18 protein-coding genes are annotated in these 20188 nt (G+C 72.0%); 7 read left to right on the top strand and 11 right to left on the bottom strand.

What is annotated here, in order from left to right:
• Positions 1–429 precede the first annotated feature (429 nt).
• Both cls and I5071_RS00350 read left to right on the top strand, forming a co-directional pair.
• Positions 430–1353, top strand: a complete 924-nt coding sequence (cls, locus tag I5071_RS00355; protein ID WP_236519847.1) for a cardiolipin synthase — start codon at positions 430–432, stop codon at positions 1351–1353.
• Positions 1354–1369: 16 nt separating this feature from the next.
• The gene (locus I5071_RS00350) at positions 1370–2290 is read left to right on the top strand and encodes a hypothetical protein (RefSeq protein ID WP_236519846.1); all 921 of its coding nucleotides are present in this window, start codon (positions 1370–1372) and stop codon (positions 2288–2290) included.
• Between the two features lie 193 nt (positions 2291–2483).
• Here the strand turns inward: I5071_RS00350 and I5071_RS00345 are convergent, their stop codons facing one another.
• The 4 genes from I5071_RS00345 to I5071_RS00330 all read right to left on the bottom strand — a co-directional run bounded on the left by I5071_RS00345 (position 2484) and on the right by I5071_RS00330 (position 6122).
• Positions 2484–2774, bottom strand: coding sequence for a hypothetical protein (locus tag I5071_RS00345; RefSeq protein WP_236519845.1), 291 nt, complete (start codon positions 2772–2774; stop codon positions 2484–2486).
• A 105-nt stretch (positions 2775–2879) separates the two neighbouring features.
• Positions 2880–3797, bottom strand: coding sequence for a methyltransferase (locus I5071_RS00340; protein WP_236519844.1), 918 nt, complete (start codon positions 3795–3797; stop codon positions 2880–2882).
• 33 nt (positions 3798–3830) lie between these two features.
• On the bottom strand, positions 3831–4121 hold the full coding sequence (locus I5071_RS00335) for a hypothetical protein (protein ID WP_236519843.1): 291 nt from the start codon (positions 4119–4121) through the stop codon (positions 3831–3833).
• Positions 4122–4130: 9 nt separating this feature from the next.
• Positions 4131–6122 (bottom strand): YgiQ family radical SAM protein, encoded by a 1992-nt coding sequence (locus I5071_RS00330; protein ID WP_268921200.1) that lies wholly within the window; start codon positions 6120–6122, stop codon positions 4131–4133.
• Between I5071_RS00330 and I5071_RS00325 the strand changes: the two genes are divergently transcribed.
• The 4 genes from I5071_RS00325 to I5071_RS00310 all read left to right on the top strand — a co-directional run bounded on the left by I5071_RS00325 (position 6121) and on the right by I5071_RS00310 (position 10327).
• Positions 6121–6612: a hypothetical protein gene (locus I5071_RS00325; RefSeq protein WP_236519842.1), complete on the top strand. Its 492-nt coding sequence runs from the start codon at positions 6121–6123 to the stop codon at positions 6610–6612. The genes I5071_RS00330 and I5071_RS00325 overlap by 2 nt on opposite strands.
• A 67-nt stretch (positions 6613–6679) precedes the next feature.
• On the top strand, positions 6680–8326 hold the full coding sequence (locus tag I5071_RS00320; RefSeq protein ID WP_236519841.1) for a C2 domain-containing protein: 1647 nt from the start codon (positions 6680–6682) through the stop codon (positions 8324–8326).
• Between the two features lie 26 nt (positions 8327–8352).
• Positions 8353–9306, top strand: a complete 954-nt coding sequence (locus I5071_RS00315; protein ID WP_236519840.1) for a tetratricopeptide repeat protein — start codon at positions 8353–8355, stop codon at positions 9304–9306.
• A gap of 154 nt (positions 9307–9460) precedes the next feature.
• Complete coding sequence (locus I5071_RS00310; RefSeq protein WP_236519839.1) at positions 9461–10327, top strand: hypothetical protein; 867 nt, start codon at positions 9461–9463, stop codon at positions 10325–10327.
• Positions 10328–10367: 40 nt separating this feature from the next.
• Here I5071_RS00310 and rimK read toward each other — a convergent pair whose 3' ends face one another.
• From rimK to I5071_RS00275, 7 genes are all read right to left on the bottom strand, one after another.
• On the bottom strand, positions 10368–11552 hold the full coding sequence (gene rimK, locus I5071_RS00305; RefSeq protein WP_236519838.1) for a 30S ribosomal protein S6--L-glutamate ligase: 1185 nt from the start codon (positions 11550–11552) through the stop codon (positions 10368–10370).
• 192 nt (positions 11553–11744) lie between these two features.
• On the bottom strand, positions 11745–12362 hold the full coding sequence (locus I5071_RS00300) for a hypothetical protein (RefSeq protein ID WP_236519837.1): 618 nt from the start codon (positions 12360–12362) through the stop codon (positions 11745–11747).
• A 42-nt stretch (positions 12363–12404) separates the two neighbouring features.
• The gene (locus I5071_RS00295; RefSeq protein ID WP_236519836.1) at positions 12405–14147 is read right to left on the bottom strand and encodes a tetratricopeptide repeat protein; all 1743 of its coding nucleotides are present in this window, start codon (positions 14145–14147) and stop codon (positions 12405–12407) included.
• 49 nt (positions 14148–14196) lie between these two features.
• Entirely contained in the window at positions 14197–15429 is a 1233-nt protein-coding gene (locus I5071_RS00290) for an RCC1 domain-containing protein (RefSeq protein WP_236519835.1), read from the bottom strand.
• A 64-nt stretch (positions 15430–15493) separates the two neighbouring features.
• A complete protein-coding gene (locus tag I5071_RS00285) occupies positions 15494–16096 on the bottom strand; it encodes a 2-hydroxychromene-2-carboxylate isomerase (RefSeq protein ID WP_236519834.1) in 603 nt (200 codons plus the stop codon).
• Positions 16097–16123: 27 nt separating this feature from the next.
• Complete coding sequence (locus tag I5071_RS00280; protein WP_236519833.1) at positions 16124–17842, bottom strand: lamin tail domain-containing protein; 1719 nt, start codon at positions 17840–17842, stop codon at positions 16124–16126.
• A 149-nt stretch (positions 17843–17991) separates the two neighbouring features.
• Entirely contained in the window at positions 17992–19719 is a 1728-nt protein-coding gene (locus tag I5071_RS00275) for a lamin tail domain-containing protein (protein WP_236519832.1), read from the bottom strand.
• 110 nt (positions 19720–19829) lie between these two features.
• Here I5071_RS00275 and I5071_RS00270 point away from each other — a divergent pair, with 110 nt between their 5' ends.
• Positions 19830–20165, top strand: coding sequence for a YkgJ family cysteine cluster protein (locus I5071_RS00270; protein ID WP_236519831.1), 336 nt, complete (start codon positions 19830–19832; stop codon positions 20163–20165).
• Positions 20166–20188 lie beyond the last annotated feature (23 nt).

Here is a 20188-nt window from a genome sequence, read left to right as displayed (position 1 = left end):
CGTGGATCGTCCTCGAGCGCCGTCCGCCGGTCGCCACCATCGCGTGGATCCTCACGCTCGCGTGGCTGCCGGCGGTCGGCATCGTCGTCTACTACTTCCTCGGCCCGCGCCGGCTGACGCGACGCAAGCTCAAGCGCGCGCAGGCGCAGAAGCTCGTCGACGCGGCGATCGCCGCGATCGACGACGAGGCCGACGACAAGAGCCGCGGCGAGCTCGCGAAGCTCGCGGTGCAGGCCGGTGAAGCAGCGCCGCTGCGCGCCGAGCGCGTCGACCTCTACACCGAAGGGCAGGACTGCCTCGCGGCACAGCTCGAGGCGATCGCCGCCGCGAAGCACCACGTCCACATCAGCTACTACATCTGGTACCCCGATCGCATCGGGGGCGCGCTTCCGCGACGCGCTCGTCGCGAAGGCGAAGCAGGGCGTCGAGGTGCGGCTCCTGCTCGACTGGATCGGCGCGTACTCGACGACGTCGCGCTTCCTCGCGCCGCTGGTCGAAGCGGGCGGGAAGATCGCGTGGTTCAACCCGGTGTCGCTCACGCGCCTGCGGCCGCGCTACACGAACTTCCGCACGCACCGGAAGATCGTGGTGTGCGACGGAGTCGTCGGGTTCACCGGCGGGATGAACATCAGCGACGAGCAGACCTCGGAGTTCCACGGCGATCGCGCGTGGCGCGACACGCACATGCGCATCGAGGGCTCGGCGGTGCGCGCGCTGCAGCGCGTGTTCATCGAGGACTGGAGCTACGCGTGTGGTGAGACGCCCAACGGGCCCGAGTACCTGAAGCGCGCGACGGCGCGCGGCGAGGAGCTCGTGCAGATCGTCGCGTCGGGGCCCGACGCCGACGTCTACGCGATCCACAAGCTCATGTTCGCGGCGATCGCGTCGGCGCACGAGCGAGTGCTGATCACGACGCCGTACTTCGTGCCCGACGAGCCGATCGTGAGCGCGCTCGTGACCGCGGCGATGCGCGGCATCGACGTGAAGGTGATCGTGCCCGCGGCGGGCGACTCGATGCTCGTCGATCTCGCGGCGCGCTCGTACTTCCCGGAGCTGCTCGCGGCGGGCGTGCGCATCTACGAGTACCTGCCGCGCTTCGTGCACGCGAAGACGATCGTGATCGATCGCGACCTCGCGATCGCCGGCAGCGCGAACATGGACAACCGCAGCTTCCGGCTGAACTTCGAGGTCTGCGCGGCGGTGTACGGAGGGCAGTTCGCGCAGCGTCTCGCCGCGGTGTTCGAGGACGACCTCGCGGAATGCCGCGAGGTGAAGGCACGGCAGCTCGATCGCGAGCCGCTCGTGCAGCGGCTGGGCGAAGCGACGGCGCGGCTCTTCTCACCGATGTTGTGAGGCAGGAGCACGACGGGTGGCGCGTATGCCGGACGTGCGTCGCGCCCTCGCCGTGGTCGCCCTCGCGATCGTGATCGCGCCCGGGCACGGGCGTGCGGACGTGGTGCCTCCTGGGTGGCAGCCGCCGGCGCCGGAGGAGGATGCGCACGTCGCGCTCTTCCGGGCATCGCTCGCGGCGTGGATGTCTCCGGAGGAGCGCGTGTGGCTCGCAGCACGCGTGCACCCGCGCTGCGGCGTCATCGCGAGGCGCGGCTCGACGGGCTTCGGCAGCGCGCGGCGGTGCCCGAGCCTCGATCGCATCCGCGAGGTCGCGATCGATCGCGCGGTGCGCTTCTTCGCTGCGGAGATCCTCGACGCGGAGGGCCGCCCCCACGACGCCGCAGCGCTCCGCGAGGCGCCGCCGATGCGCGATGCCGTCGCGCGCAGGGCCGCGGCATCGCGCCTGACCGGCGACGCGCTCGAGCCGGCGCGCGCGCTCGCCGAGCACGGCATGGAGTGGTCGCTCGAGCAGGTCGTGATCGCGCTCGGCCGTCTCGTCGAGCGCGCGGTGGGCGCCCGCCGCGAGCACCTGACGCGCGCGGCGATCGAGATGCTGGCGGAGCTCGCGAGCCCGCTCGCGCAGGTCTCGGTCGCGGTCGAGCCGCAGCGCGGCGACGACCCGAGCGCACGTCTCGCCGTACGGCGCGCGGGCGCGTGCCTCCAGCCCGAGATCGATGCGCGGTGGCGACCGGTCGCGGTGCGGGTCGCGATCCAGCGCAGCGCGGCTGGCGTCGCCGTGTCCTCGAGCGGACCAGCCGCGCTGCGAGCGTGCGTCGAGCGTGCGGTGCGCGTCGGGCTGGGGCGCGAGCGCGGGACCGGCGAGGCGAGCATCACGCGCATCGTCGCCGGTCCTCGCGGCGCGCTGTGGGGCGCGCCGGTCGAGCTGACCGTGGAGTGAGTCGTTGCCGGAGTGCTCGTCCCGCAGGTCCCGGACGGGAGCGCGCGAAGCGCGCGCACGGTAGGGACCCGCGGGCGAGCCGATTTTCGCAGTCCTTGCTGGAGTGCTCGTCCCGCAGGTCCCGGACGGGAGCGCGCGAAGCGCGCGCACGGTAGGGACCGGCGGGCGAGCCGATGTTTCGACGATCTTCGAATCAGGGGATGATGCCGGCGCACTCGCTCGCGCACGTGAACGTCGCGTCGATGCACGAGCGGTCGTCGAGGCATGCGTCGCACGCGTCGGCGGCGTGGGGATCGCCGTTCTCGCCGTCGACCAGGTCGTCGCAGCGATCGCGGCACGCGCCGGTGTCGTAGTCGGTGTCGTAGCAGTCGCGGTAGCGGTCGCAGATGTTCGCGCAGTCGACGCCCTCGTCGATCTCGTCGACCGGGTTCGAGCACGCGGTCGCGAGCGAGAGCACGAGCACTGTGATGATCGAGAAGCGCATTCGTCGTTCCTCCGGGCGCCCCGCCATCGCAAGCACGATGCCGCGCGATTCGCGGGAAAAGCGCGATCGCGAGGTGATGCGTGGCGCCTCAGAGGGCGTGCGACGTCACGGCATCGTGGCGATCAGCGCGATCGCGGCGATGCGCTCGACGGATTCGTACACGTCGCGCTCGAGCTCCTCGCCGAACACGTCGGGGTCGAGCTCGTCGCGCTCGACGTGCACGCCCGCTGCGCGCAGCGCGGGCACCACCACGTCGCACAGCACGTCGCGTCCGTCGACGATCGGCACGCCGGTGTAGAGCACGAGCCGCCCACCACGCGTGAGGCGCGGGATCGACTCGCGCACGATGCGCGCGGCGAGCGCGGTGCCGAGCGCATCGCCACCGTCGCGATAGGTGCGGTGCTCGTCGTCGACGAGGTACGGCGGGTTCGCCGCGATCAGATCGAAGCGTCCTTCGATGCCATCGAAGAGATCGGCGTGGATGATCGTCGCGTTCGTCGCGCCCGCGATCGCGACGTTCACGCGCGCGTGCGAGAGGACGCGAGGGCTGATGTCCGAGAGCACGATCTCGCGTGCCTGCTCCGCGAGCACGATCCCGCCGGCGCCGGTGCCGCAGCCGAGATCGAGCATCCGCTGCACGGGCCTTCGCACGCTCACGAGGAGATGCGCGAAGCGATGGGTGTCGGGCCCGAAGAACACCGCATCGCGATCGCGCGTGGGATACGCGGAGTGCACGAAGAGGTGCTCACCCAGCGTCGACACACGCACGCGCGCCCGGAGCCTTCCCTCGTCGAGCACGTCGAGCGCGTCCGCGTCGCGGAGATGCGCGAGGATCGCGTCGGGCACGACGTGCGGCGCGAACGGCAGGCTCCATCCGAGCACGCCGCGCAGGTCGCGCGCCTCGCGCATCGAGGGACGCGCGACGACGCGCGCGTGCGTTGCCGGAGTGACGGTCTCGAAGCGGTATCCCGCGCCGCGCAGCGCGCGTCCCAGCGCGACGAGCGCCTCCTCGCGTGCGTCCACGAGCGCGTCAGATCGTTCCGCGCGAGCGCCGCGTCAACGCGGTCCGACCACCAGCCCTGCGCTCACCGGCGCGAGGATCACGACGAGCACGATCGAGATGGCGAGATAGAGCGCGCCCACGATCATCGCCGGCACCCCGTGGATGCGGCCCCCCGCGCCCCGTCGCGCGAGCGCGAACGTGCGCTGGTTGAGCAGGCCCATCACGCCCCACGCGAAGAGCGTCCCGCTGCCGACGAAGCCCACCAGCGGGATGAGCACGCGGAACACGGGCGCGAGGTGCGCGAGCGCGCGCCCGGTCTCGAACATCCGAAGGACGAGCTCCAATGCGTTCTCTCAGCGCGGCGCGCCCGGTCGCGGCACACCACCGCCGCGACGGCCCACCCTGCCCTGCGGTCGCGGCCCACCGGCGGCGCGCTTCTTCGCGTGGATCGAGAGCGATCCCTTGCCGTGCGCAGGCGGCACCAGCGCGCGCGCGTCGGCGCCGATCAGGTCGCGGCGCCCCGCTTCGATCAGCGCCTCGCGCGCGAGGTCGTGGTGCTGGGGATCCCAGTAGAGCAAGAGCGCCTTCTGCTTGCGCTTGTCGCGCAGATCCTTCGCCGTGTACACGGGCTCGCGCGTGAACGGGTCGAGGCCCGTCCAGTACATCGCGGTCGCCATCGACATCGGGGTCGGGATGAAGTCCTGCACCTGGCGCGGGCGGATGCCGCGCTTCTTCAGGTACGTCGCGAGCGCGATCATCGACTGCAGCGTCGAGCCCGGATGACCGCTGATGTAGTAGGGGACGAGGTGCTGGTCCTTGCCCGCGTTCTCGCTCGCGCACGCGAACATCTCGGCGAACTTCTCGTAGGACTCGGCGCCCGGCTTCTTCATCTTGTCGAGCACGTCGTCGTCGACGTGCTCGGGCGCGACGCTGAGCTGTCCGCCGGTGTGGTGACGCGCGAGCTCCTCGACGAACTCGGGGCTGCGCTCCGCGAGGTCGTAGCGCACGCCGCTCGCGACGAAGACCTTCTTGATGCCCTTCTCCTTGCGCACCTTGCGCAGGAGATCGACGAGCGGCGCATGATCGGTGACGAGGTTCTCGCAGACCCCCGGATGCACGCACGAGAGGCGACGGCACGAGCGCTCGATCGTCTCGTCCTTGCACTTCATCGCGTACATGTTCGCGGTGGGCCCGCCCACGTCGCTGATCACGCCGCGGAAGCCGTCCATGCGCCGCAGGGCGCGCACCTCGCGCAGGATCGAGTCGCTCGAGCGCCACTGGATGACGCGCCCTTCGTGCTCGGTGATCGAGCAGAAGGTGCAGCCACCGAAGCAGCCTCGCATCGTCACGATCGAGTGCTTCACGGTCTCGAACGCGGGGATCGGCTCTTCGTACGACCAGTGCGCTCGGCGCGAGAACGGAAGGTCGTAGAGCTCGTCCATCAGCGCGGTGTCGAGCGGCTCGGCGGGCGGGTTGTAGTAGACCGCCTGCACGCCGTGGGGCTGCACCATGCGGCGCCCGTTGCCGGGGTTCGTCTCGTGCTGGAACGCGCGCGACATCTCGGCGAACGCGCGCTTGCTCTCCTCGCCCTCGCCCTCGACCTCTTCGTGGCTCGGCAGGAAGAGCACCTTGCCGTCGCGCGTGTAGCGGCTCTTCGGCAGCTCTTCCCACTCGCCCTTGCCGAGCACGTACGCGGTGCCGCGCACGTCGCGGATCTCGTCGATGCGCGCGCCGTCGCGCAGGCGATCCGCGACCTCCCACACCGGCCGCTCGCCCATGCCGAAGATCAGCAGGTCGGCCTTCGCGTCGAGCAGGATCGAGCGACGGACCTTCTCGCTCCAGTAGTCGAAGTGCGCGATGCGCCGCAGCGACGCCTCGATGCCGCCGATCACGATCGGCACGCCCGGCATCGCCTGACGCACCAGGTTCGAATAGACGATGGTCGCGCGGTTGGGGCGCGCGCCGGTGCGACCGCCCGGTGAGTACTGATCCTCCGACCGCACCTTCTTCTGTGCGGTCAGCTTGTTCAGCATCGAGTCGAGGTTGCCCGCGGTGATGCCGACGAAGAGACGCGGCGCGCCCATGCGCAGCACGTCTTCGGGAGAGTCCCAGCGCGGCTGCGCGATCATCCCGACGCGGTAGCCGCGGGCCTCGAGGAAGCGACCGATCAGCGCGCCGCCGAACGCCGGATGATCGACGTACGCATCGCCGTTGACGATCAGCACGTCGAGCTGGTCCCAGCCGCGTGCCTCCATCTCCTCGCGCGTGGTCGGCAGGAACGAGCGGAGGTCGCGAGCGGGCCCGGAGGCGTGCCGGTTCCGGCGGAGCTGGACGAAGTCGCCCATGAGCGAAGGGGGCACCGTAGCAGGGGATGCGAGAGGTGACGATCTCGACGGAGATCTGATTGGAAACACGGACCACGTGTATAGATGGGGCGAACGCGGCTCGGACGCGGGAGGGTCAGCTATGGAGTCGAAGGTCGGCTGGCGGGAGGCCCTGGGTTTCGGGCCGGATCCGTACTCGGTCTCGTCGGATCGCTGGATCGGCTCGCTTCCAGCCCACGTCGACTGGACGCGGCTCGACGACCGCCTGATCGCGCGCGGCTGGTATCCGAAGAACGCGGTCGCGAACCTGCGCGTGTACGGGTGCGACGGCGGGCACGAGGTCGTGATCGAGCTCGCGGGACGGCGCGTGATCATTCGCATCCACGGCTCGGTGCGCGCCGACGCACGACCGGCGATCGCGGAACAGCTCGGTCGCACGCTCGCCGAGGAAGCCGCACATTCGCCCATCCGCGCGCCGCAAGCGCCCATCGGCACCCCGCACGCAGCCTGACGCACGCACATCTGCGCGCGGGAATGCAGGCGAGAGACGTTCGCGTCTTCGTCTACACTCGTCGGCCATGCGCAGGGTGCAGATCGCGTCGTTGGGGTTGTGTCTGTCGCTCGCCACGGCGTGCGGCGGCGGTGGGGCCGCGGGGTCGGGCGGCGCATCGGGACCAAGCGCCGGCGGCGAGGGCAGCGGGGGTGCCGTCGCGAGCAGCGGAGGCGAGAGCTCCGCGGGTGCCGCGGCGGGCACGAGCGACGACGTCGCGGTCTTGCTCGTCGACGTGATCGCGCCGCACCTCTGCGAGTCGCTGCGCGGCTCGTTCGTCGGTCTGCCCGGCGACGGCGGGACCACCGGGCCCGCGTCGGGCAGCGATCCGACGGTGGGTCGGTGGTGGATCCGCGAGTGCAGCGCGAGCGTCGACGGGGATCGTCTGAGCCTCTCGATCGCGGGCACCGGATGGACCTGGGTCGACCGCGAGTCGATGGGCTTCCGGGTGCGGCAGTACCTGCGCTTCGACGCGACCGCCGCGTTCCGCGCGACGATGGAGGTCGCCTACGATCGGCCGCACCGCATCGCGACGATCTGGATGCGTCCCGACGCCGACGTGACCGCCGCGGTGACGCCGCGCGGGCTGGTGCAGGCCGAGGCGACGAACGTGATGAGCGGCATGCTCGGCGGCCTCCTCGAGCTCACCGGCAGCTCGGCGAGCGCGCGCGCGCAGCAGCAGGTCGCGGACGAGGGGAGCCAGCGCCTTCGCGAGCGCTTCGGCAGCGGCTTCACCGTCACGTTCGCGATGGACAACGAGCAGATGGACTTCATGGTCGGCGCGCTCGCGCGCGGTCAGATCCCGGTGCGCCCCTACGAGGCCGAGACGGGCGTCACCTGGTCGGTGAACCAGCGCATGCAGCTCTGGCCGAGCGGGCTCGACGTGATCGGCCCGGTGCTCGACGGGCGCGGACCGCAGGCGCTCGACCTCGAGCTCGAAGAGGGCGAAGGGCTGATCGTCGAGGCGATCTGCGCGAGCGAGTTCGAGCGCTTCTACGATCAGATGCTGCAGGGCGCGCAGCCCACGCCGCCGCGCGGGACGCGCGTGATGGAATTCGCGCAGGCGGGCAGCGCCCAGCGCGCGGTCGTGCCGGCGCTCGGGTGCCCGACGCTGCTGCTCGTCACGACGCGCGACGGCGCCACGTTGCCCTCGCGCATGCGGGTGCGCGTGACCCCCGCCGACGCACCGACCGCGACCGCGCGCGCCCAGCAGGCCGCGACGGGCCCCACCGTCGGGGGCACGACCGGCACCACGACGACCACCACGACGACGTCGAGCGCGCGCCCCGTGCGCATCCAGATGACCGCGCTCACCGTCGCGCCCCAGAGCGCGAGCGGGAGCCGCTGGGACATGATCGGCGGCGAGCCCGATCCCTACGTGATCGTCGTGTCGATCCCCGGGCAGCGCGAGGTGCAGCGCACCGAGGCGGTGAGCGATCGCCACGAGGTGCCGCTCGACGCGTGGCTGCCCGGCGCGTTCCGGCCCGAGGATCTCCCCCTGCGCTTCTCGGTCTACGACGACGACGTCGGCAGCGACGAGCTGATCGGTGTGGTCGATCTGAATCCGGGACAGATCCCGGCGAGCGGCGGCGAGATCAGCCTCGAGCTGCGCTCGCAGGACACGGTGCCGCACACGATGGGGACCATCCGAGTGCGCGTGCAGCCGGTGCAGTGAGCGACGCGACGACGTAGAACGTCGTCATGTTCTTCGGGACCAGCGAGGACGAGGCGCGACGCCTGCACGAGGAGGCGCTGGCGCGCATCGATGCGCGCGATCTCTCGGGCGCGAGGGAGATCGCGCGCCAGCTGCGCGCGATGCGGTGGTCGGGCGCGTTCGAGATCGAGGCGCTCGCGGCGCGTGCGGAGGGCGATCCCGAGGGCGCGGTGCGCGTGCTCGAAGAAGGCGTGCGCCTCGCGCCCGGCGCGTGGTCGCTGCAGCTGCTGCTCGGCACGATGTGCTCGGAGAGCGGGCGCTCCGACGAGGCGCTCGCCGCGCTCGACGCGGCACTGCGCTGCGAGGGCGTGTGGGTGAGCTCGGTGCGCTACAACCGCGCGGTCGCGCGACTGCGCGCCGGAGACGTCGGAGGCGCGCTCGCGGACGCGGAGAGCGTGCTCGAAGATCCCTCGACGCCGCCGTTCACGCTCGATGCGCTGCGGGTCGCGATCGACGCACTGGAGCGGCTCGGGCGCGTCGACGATGCGGTCTCGCTGGTGCGCGCGATGGGCTCGTCGCTCGCGAAGGACGATCGTGCGGGGCACGCAGAGCTCGCGGCGTTCGATGCGCTGGCGAGGGCGCGCGCGGGGCGCGGCGAGGACGAGGTGCGCAGCGCGATCGAGCGCGCGGTCGAAGGCTGGGCGATGCGCGGCGAGGTGATCGACGCGCTCGCGCTGCTGCCCGGCGAGGACGGGACCGCTCGCTACAGGCTGACGCTCTCCGCGCCGCGTCCGGACGACGCGGCCGTGGAGGTCGAGGGCTACCTGCGGGTCGTCGAGGTGCGCGCGCGCGACGAGGCCCACGCGCTCGCGCTCGCCCGTGCGCTCGAGCCGGCTTCGGTGCGCGGTGCGATCGCGATCGAGGACCTGCGGGTCGTCGGCGAGGATCCGGGCCCGGCGCGCGTGCTCTTCGCGAGCGGGCGCGTGCTCTTCGGGCCCTGACGCGGCGCGCGGAGCGTGCTGGGCGCCGATGTATGGCTACCGGAGGCGCCACCACGGGCCGGCCCAGACGCCACTTCACCGACGCATTCTCGAAGAACGGGCGCTCTCCGACGGTGGACCAGCGCGTGCAATCCGCTCTCGGCGGGAGGTTCCGATGCGAGCGAACTGGTCATGGGTGGCGGCGGCGGTCGCCCTCGCGATGATGGGCTGCACGAGCGACGTGGTGGGCTCGGCCGAGTCGTCGCTGGGTCTGGTGTGCGAGCCAACCCACGAGACACCGCTGCTCGACGTCGAGACCGCGACGCTCGAGGCCGGCGTCGCGACGATCACCGCGAGCGAAGGTGGCATCGACATCCACCTCGACGCGGCATCGGGCTGGGAGCTGGGCGACCACTACATCGGCGTGGGCCCGGGGCCCGACGCGCTCACGTGGCACACGCTGAACCCGGAGCCGTGGGTGACCGGCTGGGTCACGAGCCTCGACCTGCACGTGTCGCTCGAGGAGCTCGGCGTCGCGTGCGGCGAGCGCGTGAAGGTGATCATCCAGGGCTACGCGCGTGATCCCGCGGGGCGCGAGCAGGTCTCGGCGCTCGGCGAGGGCGACCTCGGCGGCTGGGGCTGGTACTCGTTCTACGACGTGTGCTGCGCGCCGGTGGATCAGGGCTGCACGCTCACGCAGGGCTACTGGAAGAACCACGCGGAGGCGTGGCCGGTGTCGTCGCTCGTGCTCGGTGGGCGCAGCTACGACGCGGCGGCACTGCTCGCGATCCTGCGCACCGCGCCGCGTGGCGATGCGAGCCTGATCCTCGCGCACCAGCTGATCGCGGCCGAGCTCAACGCGGCGTCGGGCGCGACGGCCTCGACGGATCTCGCGGCCGCGCACGCGTGGCTCGCGGCGAACGCGGGCGCGCTTCCCCAGGGCGTGCGCGCGAGCAGCGCGACCGGCGCGGCGGGTGTGGCGATCGCGGACGCGCTCGCGGGCTACAACGAGGGCGCGACCGGGCCCGGTCACTGCGACTGAAGGGATCGACGGAGAGCGCGGGCCGCAGGGCTCCGCGCTCTCAGGATTCCGTCGCCTCCGGCGCGCCCGGCTCTCGCGGAGCGCGACGCGCGTCGCGCGGGATGAGGTGCTTGAGCGCGATCAGCTTCCCGAAGCAGAGCACCACGTCGCCCGCGTAGAGCCGCGTCGCGCCGCGCGGGTTCGGGATCACCAGGCTGCCTCGCTGCACCGAGAGCACGCGCACGTCGCGCTCCTGCAGCTTCGCCTCGGCGAGGGTGCGCCCGGCGAGCTCGCTGCCCGGCGTGATCGGGAACTCGCTCACGCCGTAGCCCTTGTCGAGCGTGAGGCGCTGCTTGAGGTCGACCTCGGGGAAGAGGACCTGCTCCTCGATGTGCTCGACGATCGCGCCCGCGACGTCGACCTTCGTCGCGGCCTCGATGCCCTGCAGGCCGGGCGACGAGTTGATCTCGAGGACGAGCGGGCCGTCCTTCGACTCCAGCATGTCCACGCCCGCGACGCGCAGGCCCATGATCTGCGCGGCGCGGATCGCGGTGCGCTCGTACTCGGGCTCGAGGTGGATCGACTCGGTGCGCCCGCCGCGGTGCACGTTGCTGCGGAACTCGTCGCCCTGCGCGATGCGCCGCATCGCCGCGACCACGCGCCCCCCGACCACGAACGCGCGCACGTCGCGCCCGCGGCTCTCCGCGACGAAGCGCTGGATCAGCACGTTCTGCCGCGCGCTCTGCAGCGTCTCGACGATCGTCTGCGCGACGCGACGGCTGTCCGCGAGGATCACGCCCATGCCCTGCGTGCCCTCGAGCATCTTCACCACGACGGGCCCGCCGCCGAGGCGATCGATCGCGGGCAGCAGGTCGTCGCGGTGCCGCACGAACGTCGTCGCGGGGAAGCCGACGTTGTGCCGCGAGAGCACCTGGAGCGCGCGCAGCTTGTCGCGCGCGACGGTGATCGCGTGCGAGCCGTTGAGCGTGAACACGCCCATCTGCTCGAACTGCCGCACCACCGCGGTGCCGTAGAACGTGATCGACGCGCCGACGCGCGGAATCACCGCGTCGTAGCGCGAGAGACGCCGCTCCTTGTAGTAGAGCTCGGGCTGGCCCTGCTCCACGGCCATCGAGAAGCGAAGCGTGTCGAGCACCTTCGTCTCGTGGCCCCGCGCGAGGCACGCCTCGCGGAGGCGGCGCGTGCTGTAGCAGCCGCGCGCGCGGGACAGGATGGCGATGCGCATCTCAGTTTTCCGAGGGGTCTTGGCTCTTCCTCTTCAGAGGAGCCCCTCCCCCCGACCGGCAAAGCCGGATCGGGGCCCCCCACCCCGAACACTGCGCGCGGGGCCCCACCCCCGCTTGCTCTCGTTGGCACAGGTTCCGGTTCATCGGCGGCCTCGCAGGGTAGCGCGGGCGAGTGACGCGCGCGTGACCGTTCACTCGTCGATGTGCGAGCGGAGCACGTCGTTGATCGCGCTGTGCGCGACCTTGTACTCGTACCAGCCGCGCGCGATCGCGCCGAGCTCGTCGTCGGCGTCCTCGGCGACGAACCCGCCCTCGGTCTGATCGAGGCGCGTGAGGAACGCGCTCCACGCGCTGCGCTGCGCCTCGATCGCGGTGCGCAGGTCGTGCACGCCGGGCTGCAGGTCCTCGGGCAGGATGAGCGCGTCGAGCGGCGGGAGGTGCTCGTCGAGGTGCACCATGCACTGCGTGCGCACGTGCTGCGCGTACGCGCGCGGCTGGGCGGCACGCTCCGCGATCTCCCCGCGCAGCTGCTGGTCGTTGCGCAGATCACGCAGATCCTCGCGCGGCAGGGCGCACGCCCAGAACGCGTCGAAGTGCTCGGCGCGCATCCCGTTGATCTGTCGCCCGAGCTGGCCGTACTCGCTCGGCCCGGACGACGACACGAACCACACGAGCCCCGCGCCCGCGGCGAGCACCGCGACGATCATCGCGGCGAGCATGCGCCCGCGCCCGCTGCGTAGCGCTTTCTCTTCCTGCTCGAGGCTCGGCCCACCGATGGGCGTGAGCGGCGTGAACCCTCCGTCACTCATGTGCGCCTCCGCTCCATGGGTCCCGGGGGCGGGCTCGTCAGGTCACTCCTGCAGATCGAGCCGCAGTCGGTCGCCTTCGCCGCCGCCCCCGAGACGGAGTCTCGACGGATCGCCGAGCATGAGCAAGGGACCGTCTTCGCCGCCGCCCTGCGAGGGCGCGAGATCGCCTTCTTCGTCGAGCAGGCTCGGCCCGCTCCGACCCGCAGCGGGCGCACCCTCCGCGCCGCCGCCGAGGCGCAGCGAGGTGCCGCCGAGCTCGTAGTCGTCCTCGGCTTCCTCTTCTTCCGCGAGCGCCTCTTCTTCCTCGAGCGGCGACTCGAGCGCGGTCGGGCCGAGCAGGCGGCGGATGAGCTGCTCCATGTCGCCGCGCTGCGCCGAGGGCACGCGCTCCATCACCTCGCGCGCCTCGCGGCGCATGTCGTCGTAGCGCGCGGCCTGGCGATACACGCGCGCCGCCATGAGGCGGGTCTGGATGTCCCACGGGTTGCGCTCGACCGCCGAGCGCGCGCTCTGCACCGCGCTCTCGAGGTCGCCGGTCGTCGCGTAGTAGCCCGCCCAGAGTCCCGGCAGCGTGTGCAGATCGGGATCGATGCGCTGCGCACGCTCGAGCTCTTCGCGCGCGAGGTCGGGCTCGCTCTGCCCGAGGTGCACCGCCGCGAGCGCGGCACGCGCCGCCGCGTACTCGGGCGCGAGCTCGAGCGCGGTGCTCAGCTCGCGCTGCGCGCCCTCGACGTCGCCCTGCGCGAGCAGCACGCCCGCGAGCAGCTGATGGCGCGGGGCATCGGCGCGGATCTGCTTGGCCGCCTCGAACTCCGCGACGCCCTCGCTGCCGCCGCCCGACGCGAGCAGGATCGCGCCGCGCACCGAGCGCGTGGTCGGCGAGCGCGGATCGAGCCGCAGCGCGTCGCGCGAGACCTCGATCGCGCGCGCGGGATCGCTCTCGCGCACGAGCAGGTGGATCGCGCGGACGTTGAGCGCGGCACCGAGCGCCTCGAGGTCGGTCATCACGCGCACGTCGTCCGCCTCGGGCGCGACCTCGTGGCCACCCCAGGGATCGAAGATGCGCGGCTCGCCCTGCCCCACTTCGTTCTCGTAGACCGCGGCGACGTAGTACCCGAAGTGCCCCGAGGGATCGGGCGGCGACGGATCGCCGGGGAACTCCCACGTCTCGGCGAGCATCGCGTCCACGCCGCGGCTGCGCAGCGCTGCGACCATCAGCGCGGCGGCCTCGAGCGGATAGAGACGACGGCGCGAGCCGTCCTCGCGGATCCACGCGCGCACCGCGCCCGCATCGCCCATCGACGTCTCGCGCGGGACGCCGAGCGACCATCGCGAGAACGCGTGCTGCGACGCGCGCGCGCGGATCGCCTCGTACACACCCGCGGCCATCTCGGTCGCGCTGCGACGTCCCTCGGTCGCGCGCTCCGCGAATTCCTCGACGCCTTCGTCGGCCGCGAGCAGGTCGACCACGCCGCGCGCATCGACGCGCAGCCGGCGCAGATGACCCACGAGCTCGTCGCGCTCGAGCGGACGCTCCGGCACGTCCTCGCCCACCTCGCGCGGCGCGCTCGCGCGCCACATCGCGTAGCCGCCGCCGATCGCCGCGAGCAGCACCACGACGAGCCCCGGCACGAGCCACGGATTGCGCGCCGAGGCCGCAGGCTTCGCGTCGCTCACCTTCTCGATCCCGGTGACGCGCATGCACGAGGGGCAGCGGACCTTCTTGTCCTCCTTGCCCTCCTCGAGATCCCAGCGGTGGCCGCAGTTCAGGCAGACGTAGCGCATCTCGCGAACCGCTTAGAATTCGCGAGGCTCGGACGCAAGCCGCGACGCGTCACGGCAGATCGATCTCGACCGGCGACGTGCGCATCGTGGTCGTGCCGTCCCCGAGGCGACCGTCCGCGCCGTTGCCCCAGCAGAAGAGGCGACGATCGGTCGTGGTGGCGCACGAGTGCGAGGCGCCGAGGGAGAGCGATGCCGCGGCGGGGAGCCCGGTCACGAGGACCGGCGCGTGGCGCTCGGTGGTCGAGCCGTCGCCGAGCTGGCCGGTGCTGTTGTCGCCCCAGCAGTACACCGCGCCGCTCGCGGCGCGCGCGCAGGTGTGGAGCCCACCCGCGGAGATCTCCACCGCAGGCTCGGGAAGATCGAGCACCGGCGTGGGCCCCGACGTGCTCGCGGGAGGCTCGCCGTCGCTGAGCTGTCCGAGGTCGCCCGCGCCCCAGCAGAACGCGCCGCGATCGCTGGTGATCGCGCAGGTGTGGCGGCCGCCTGCCGACACCGAGGTCACCGAGGTCATGCCGGGGACGACGACGGGCCCGTTCTGATCGCGCCCGCTGCCATCGCCGATCTGACCGTAGACGTTGGACCCCCAGCAGCGCAGCGTCCGATCCATGCGGATGGCACATGTATGCCGATCGCCCGCATCGACGTCGATCGCGTTGAAGCGCGTGTCGACCGGTGCGAAGCGCGAGCCCGCGCTGGTGTCGTCGCCGAGCTGGCCCGAGCTGTTGTCGCCCCAGGACACGACGCGCGTGGTCACCCTGACCGCGGCCGAGTGCCGGCCGCCGACGTCGAGATCGGTCGGGCTCGCGAGCGACACCACCGGCGTCGTGGGGACGTCGCTGATGCTCGATGACGATCCGTTGTTGCCGAGCTGCCCGAGGTCGTTGCGGCCCCAGCAATACGTCTCGCCCGCGATCGTCAGCGCGCACGTGTGCTCGCTCCCGGCGCCGACCCACGCCGCGAGGGCGGGCAAGGTGACCTCTTCGGGCGCCGTCGTGACCACCAGCGAGGCGACGCCGAGCTCGCCGTTCTCGCCGTTGCCCCAGCAGAGCACGCGGCCGTCGCGCACCGCGCAGGTGTGATCCTCGCCGGCGCTCACGCTCAGCGTGCCGGGCGGGAGCGTCGCGGCGTCGGGATCGATGGTCGCATCGAGGTCGGGGTCCCCCCCGTCGGCCGGCGTGCCGGCGTCGATCGACGGGTCGCCGGCGTCGAACGGGAACGGCGTGGAGAGCGGGTCGTACCCGACGCGGCCACACGCGATGGTGAACAGCGCCGACGCGAGCACAACGAGCGATCGACCGTGTGGGGACACGCCGGGACGAGAATACCCTGCGTGCGCCCACTGCGGATCAATGTGATGCGAGGAGATCCTCGAGGTGTGCGATCCGGTCGTTGCCGAAGAAGAGCTGATCGCCGACGAAGAAGCTCGGGGCGCCGAACGCGCCGCGAACGACGGCCTCCTCGGTGGTCGCGCGCAGCAGGTCCTTCGTCTCCGGCGCGTTCGCCGACTCGACCAGCGTCGTTCCGTCGAGGCCGCACGCGCTCGCGACCTCGGCGAGGACCGCGGGCGACGAGACGTCGCGATCCTCGACCCAGAACGCACGGAAGAGCGGCAGCGCGAGCGCGCGCACCGCGTCCTCGCCTCCCGCGCGCTCCGCGGCCGCGAGGACACGCTGCGTGGCCAGCGTGTTGATCGGGAAGCGCGACGCGATCGCGAACGGCACGCCGTACTTCACGGCCCAGCGACCGAGGTCCTGCACCATCCATCGCCCGCGCGACGCGACCTGCGCGGGAGGCGTGTTGCCGGTGGCCTTGAACACGCCGCCGAGCAGGAACGGACGATGCCGCACCCGCACGCCGGTGCGCCCCTCGATGGCCGTGACCTGCGTGGCCGCGAGGTACGTGTAGGGAGAGCCGACGTCGAAGAAGAACTCGATCACGCGATCGTTCATCGCCGCGATGATGGCGCGTCGTCGAGCTCAGCGACACTCCTCGTTCGCTGCGCCCGGCGTGCCGTGATCCATCGCCGCGTAGGCCGCGATCGAGGTGCACCAGCTCGTCGTCGCGTCGTCGTGGAACGCGGTGCGCAGATCGGGATCGAGGCTGAGCGAGTATCCGTCGCGCGACTGGAAGTCGCCGTCGTAGTCGACGCGATCGATCTCGACGCCGTCGCACTCGATGACCACCGAGTCGCCGGAGTTGCCCAGCGTGATGCCCGAGTAGACGTAGGTCTCGGCGAAGCCGGGGTCCGCACCGCTCGCGAGGGTCACCCGGCCGTTCGCGGGGATCGTGAGCGCACCGAGCGTGTGCGTCGCGGCTGCGTCGCGCAGCACGCACCCGGTGAGCACGCGCGGCTCGCTCGTGCTCGGGTTCGCGAGCTCGATCCACTCGCGACCGGTCTCGGTGGCGCCCGACGGGTTCACCATGATCTCGGTGATGACGATCTGGCCTGCTCCGTTCGGGCGATTCGTCGCGGGCGGTACCACCAGCTCGGCGGATGCGGACGCGGTGATGTCGATGCCCAGCACGTCCTGCACGCCGGTGACCGACACGGTGTGCATCGAGCCGCGCGCCATCGCGCTCGTCGTGAGCGTCGCGACGTAGCCGCTCACCACGACGCTCGAGACCGTCGCGCCGGTGACCGTGAAGTCGGCGGCCGCGACGGTCGCGGGATCGAGCGGCGCATCGAACACCACGGCGACCGTCGTGGTGTCGAGCGCGACGGCGCCGATCACACGCACCAGCGGGCACGCGATGTCCGCGAAGTCGTCGGGCGACCACGCCGAGGTCTGCGCCTGCGCGTCGAAGCGCCACAGCGGCGTGAGCTCGATCTCCTGGTAGCAGCGCCGCTGCAGGCCGTACGCCTCGATCACCGACTGCACGGCGCGGAAGCGATAGGTCGCCGGGCTCGCGGTGGGCACGCCCGCGGTCGTGATGTCCGCGCACCAGTGATCGAGGCCGCAGTCGACGTAGTCGGAGACGACGCTCACGCGATTGCGCGTGAGCTCGCTCTCGAGATCGTCGAGCTCCGCGGGCACGTCGATCGCGGTGACGTCCTGGGGCTCCGCGAGGAAGCCCGGGACCGGCGTGTCGCCCGACTGGAACGAGCCGGGCACGATCGCGGTGACGCGATGCTGTCCGTCGACGATCCCGGTCTCGGTCGCGGAGAACGACGCGTACGCGCCGCGCACCGGCGTGTCGCCGAGGGTCGTGGGATCGAGCGCGAGGAAGATCGCGGGACCGAGCAGCTCGTGCTGCACGAACACGCCGCCGGGATCGTCGCCGAAGGGCGGGAGCACGTAGGTGATCTGCACCGTGTCGAGGTACTGCGGCGACGCGAGCGCGCCGCTCGACGCGCGGAGCGCGAGGATGGCGCGCGCCGAGTCGGTCAGGCCGGCGTCGTCGGTGGGCACGTACGCGTCGGTGCCCGCATCGCTCGTGCTCGCATCGTCGGTGGACGCGTCGTCGTCGGTGGCGGCGTCGTCGCTCGACGCGTCGGCGACGGTGGACGCGTCGTCGTCGTCGATCTGCGCGTCGAGCTCGTCGCCCGCGTCGAATGGAGTCGCGGCATCGAGCGACATCGAGGCATCGACGCGTCCCGCATCGACACCGCCCATCGAGCCGTCGTCGTCGTCACCACAAGCCACGACCATCAGCGCCGCGGCGATCATCGCCGCACGCCCGCCCATGCGCCCCATCACGAAGTCCTCCCGCGCAGCTCGTGAGAGCCGCCGCGCATGCCGAGGACGTCGACACGTGGTGGACGCTCGACAAGGAGGGCGACGGAACGACGAAGGCGGCGCGCTCACGAAGAGCGCACCGCCTCGTCGTGCGGAACGTGCGTCGATCAGATGTTCGGCGCGCGCGGCGTGGATGCGCTGACGGCGAAGTCCGCGGCGTTCGCGCCGGTGTCGGTGCCGTTGGGCGTGCGCGAGACCGACTGACCACTGGGGGGCACCGGTGCCGCAGTGCCCTCGACGAACGCGTTCGTCGCGGTGCCGTAGCCCATCGAGTCGAGCACGGCGCCGTCCATATCGCGCAGCTGGATCCCGCCACCGCCCGCCGCGAGGCCGCTCGCGAACGCGCCATCGACGGTCGTGCCGGTGAAGCCGGAGTTCGCGAACAGCGCGTACCCGCCCGGAGCCAGCGTGACCGCACCGATCGTGAGGAGCGCGGTGTCGGTCGTGCCCATCGCGCTGCGGTAGACGAGGCGATACCCGCTGAGCGGCACGTCCGTGGCGCCACAGTTCACGAGCTCGATGAACTCGTCGCCGGCGCCGCCGGGCCCGGCCACGCGCAGCTCGTTGATCACGACGCCGGTGCACGGCAGGGTCGCCGAGTAGGTGAAGGTCGCGGTGTTCGCCGAGGCGTCGACGGCCGCTCCGGCGAGATCGGTCACGCTCGCCGCGACCGTCACGGTGTAGGTCGTCCCCGACGTCAGCGCGCTCGTGGTGAGCGTCACGGTGCGATCGCTGAGGGCAGCTGCCGACACGGTGACTCCGCCGGTGATCGTGAACTGCGCGCCGCTCGCCATCACGCTCGCGGGATCGATCGCGCGGTCGAACACGACGGCGACGGAGGTCCCGCTGATCGCGCTGGCGCGATCGACCGTCGGCGCCGGGCACGTCACGACGATGTCGTCCGGCTCGAAGTACACCGACAGCTGCGCGCGTGCGTTGAACCGCCACATCGGCGCGGTGGCCGTGAAGTCGCAGCCCGGCTCGAGATCGACGTCGGCGTCCAGCGACTCGCGCAGCGTCGTCGGCATGCGCAGCAGGAGGTCGGCACTGCCGGTCACGCCGGCGGTGTCGATCGGCGCGGCCTCGTGGCCGGTGCCGCTGCCCACGAAGGCGCCGGTGATCGTGCCGTTGAGCTGGATCAGCTCCGCCTCGTATGTGCCCAGCGCGCTGACGAGGTCCGTCGCGGCGGAGCGATCCACCGCGAGCGTGCTCACGTCGAAGCCGCTCGCGAGCACGGCCCAGCCACTCACCATCGTGATCTGGCGCCGGCCCTGCGCACTCGCGACCTCGGTCGCGGTGAACGACACGACGTCGCCGACCTCCGGCGCCGGCGTCAGCGTCGCGGCAGCGATCGCCACGAAGACAGCGGGCCCGTCGGGCTGCGCCTGGAGGAAGAAGCCCTCGGGGTCCGTTCCGACCGCCGGCTTGAGATACGTCACGACCGCCTCGTCGATGTCGAGATCGATCGTTCCGTCGTCCGCCGCGCGCACCGCGCCGATCTGAGCCGACGTCGCGGCGGGGTCGGTCACCATGACTCCACCGTCGGTCGTGCCGGCATCTGCGCCGCCGCCGTCGGTGCCCGCGTCGTCAGCGCCACCGTCGACGTCACCACCGTCGACGTCGCCGCCGTCGACATCACCGGCGTCCTCGCCACCCGCGTCGAACCCGCCGTCTTCCGTCGGCGTCGTCCCCGAGTCGCTGCGACCCGCGTCGGCTCGGCCCGCATCGGCGCGGCCCGCGTCCACGTCACCACCACCATCGTCGTCGCCGCACGCGACGAGTGTCGTCGTCAGCGCAGCGACGACGAGCGCGGCACGAATCCACGTGCTTTTCACGAAGTGCCTCCTGAAGAAGTCCGGCCAGAGTGGCACGACGACCGAGGATCACAAGCGCCATCTGGGTGACCAACTGGACGCTCTCGGGGTCGCGCCGCAGGATCGCGCGCGTGGATCGGCCCGACGCGCGCGAGCTCGACTGCCTGACCTGCGGCGCGTGCTGCCGCACCGGGCACGACGGGCGCATCCTCGTGCCCGCCGAGGACATCGTGCGCTGGCGCCGCATCGGTCGCGACGACCTCGCCGAGCAGCTGCAGCCCGGTCACTTCGGCGAGATGGCGTTCGCGACCGACGATCGCGGCGCGTGCGTGCACCTCGGCATCCCGGGCGCGCCGAACGCGTGCGCGATCTACGACGTCCGCGGGACCACGTGTCGCGAGTTCGAGCGCGGCAGCTGGCAGTGCCTCGAGTTCCGTCGCGATCACGGCATCGATCCGCGCCCTTGACCGCTCCGAGTCGCACGGTCAGA

The organism is Sandaracinus amylolyticus, from assembly GCF_021631985.1.
Classification (GTDB): domain Bacteria; phylum Myxococcota_A; class Polyangia; order Polyangiales; family Sandaracinaceae; genus Sandaracinus; species Sandaracinus amylolyticus_A.
The sequence above is the reverse complement of the archived record's forward strand: the minus strand, read 5'-3'. Positions and strand labels throughout refer to the sequence as shown.

Bases quoted from the DNA above. Each gene is read 5' to 3' on its own strand.
- I5071_RS00280 (WP_236519833.1), bottom strand. From the start codon at position 17,842: ATGGGGCGCATGGGCGGGCGTGCGGCGATGATCGCCGCGGCGCTGATG.
- I5071_RS00310 (WP_236519839.1), top strand. From the start codon at position 9,461: ATGCGAGCGAACTGGTCATGGGTGGCGGCGGCGGTCGCCCTCGCGATG.
- I5071_RS00315 (WP_236519840.1), top strand. From the start codon at position 8,353: ATGTTCTTCGGGACCAGCGAGGACGAGGCGCGACGCCTGCACGAGGAG.
- I5071_RS00345 (WP_236519845.1), bottom strand. From the start codon at position 2,774: ATGCGCTTCTCGATCATCACAGTGCTCGTGCTCTCGCTCGCGACCGCG.
- rimK (WP_236519838.1), bottom strand. From the start codon at position 11,552: ATGCGCATCGCCATCCTGTCCCGCGCGCGCGGCTGCTACAGCACGCGC.
- I5071_RS00295 (WP_236519836.1), bottom strand. From the start codon at position 14,147: ATGCGCTACGTCTGCCTGAACTGCGGCCACCGCTGGGATCTCGAGGAG.
- I5071_RS00300 (WP_236519837.1), bottom strand. From the start codon at position 12,362: ATGAGTGACGGAGGGTTCACGCCGCTCACGCCCATCGGTGGGCCGAGC.
- I5071_RS00325 (WP_236519842.1), top strand. From the start codon at position 6,121: ATGAGCGAAGGGGGCACCGTAGCAGGGGATGCGAGAGGTGACGATCTC.
- I5071_RS00285 (WP_236519834.1), bottom strand. From the start codon at position 16,096: ATGAACGATCGCGTGATCGAGTTCTTCTTCGACGTCGGCTCTCCCTAC.
- I5071_RS00320 (WP_236519841.1), top strand. From the start codon at position 6,680: ATGCGCAGGGTGCAGATCGCGTCGTTGGGGTTGTGTCTGTCGCTCGCC.
- I5071_RS00330 (WP_268921200.1), bottom strand. From the start codon at position 6,122: ATGGGCGACTTCGTCCAGCTCCGCCGGAACCGGCACGCCTCCGGGCCC.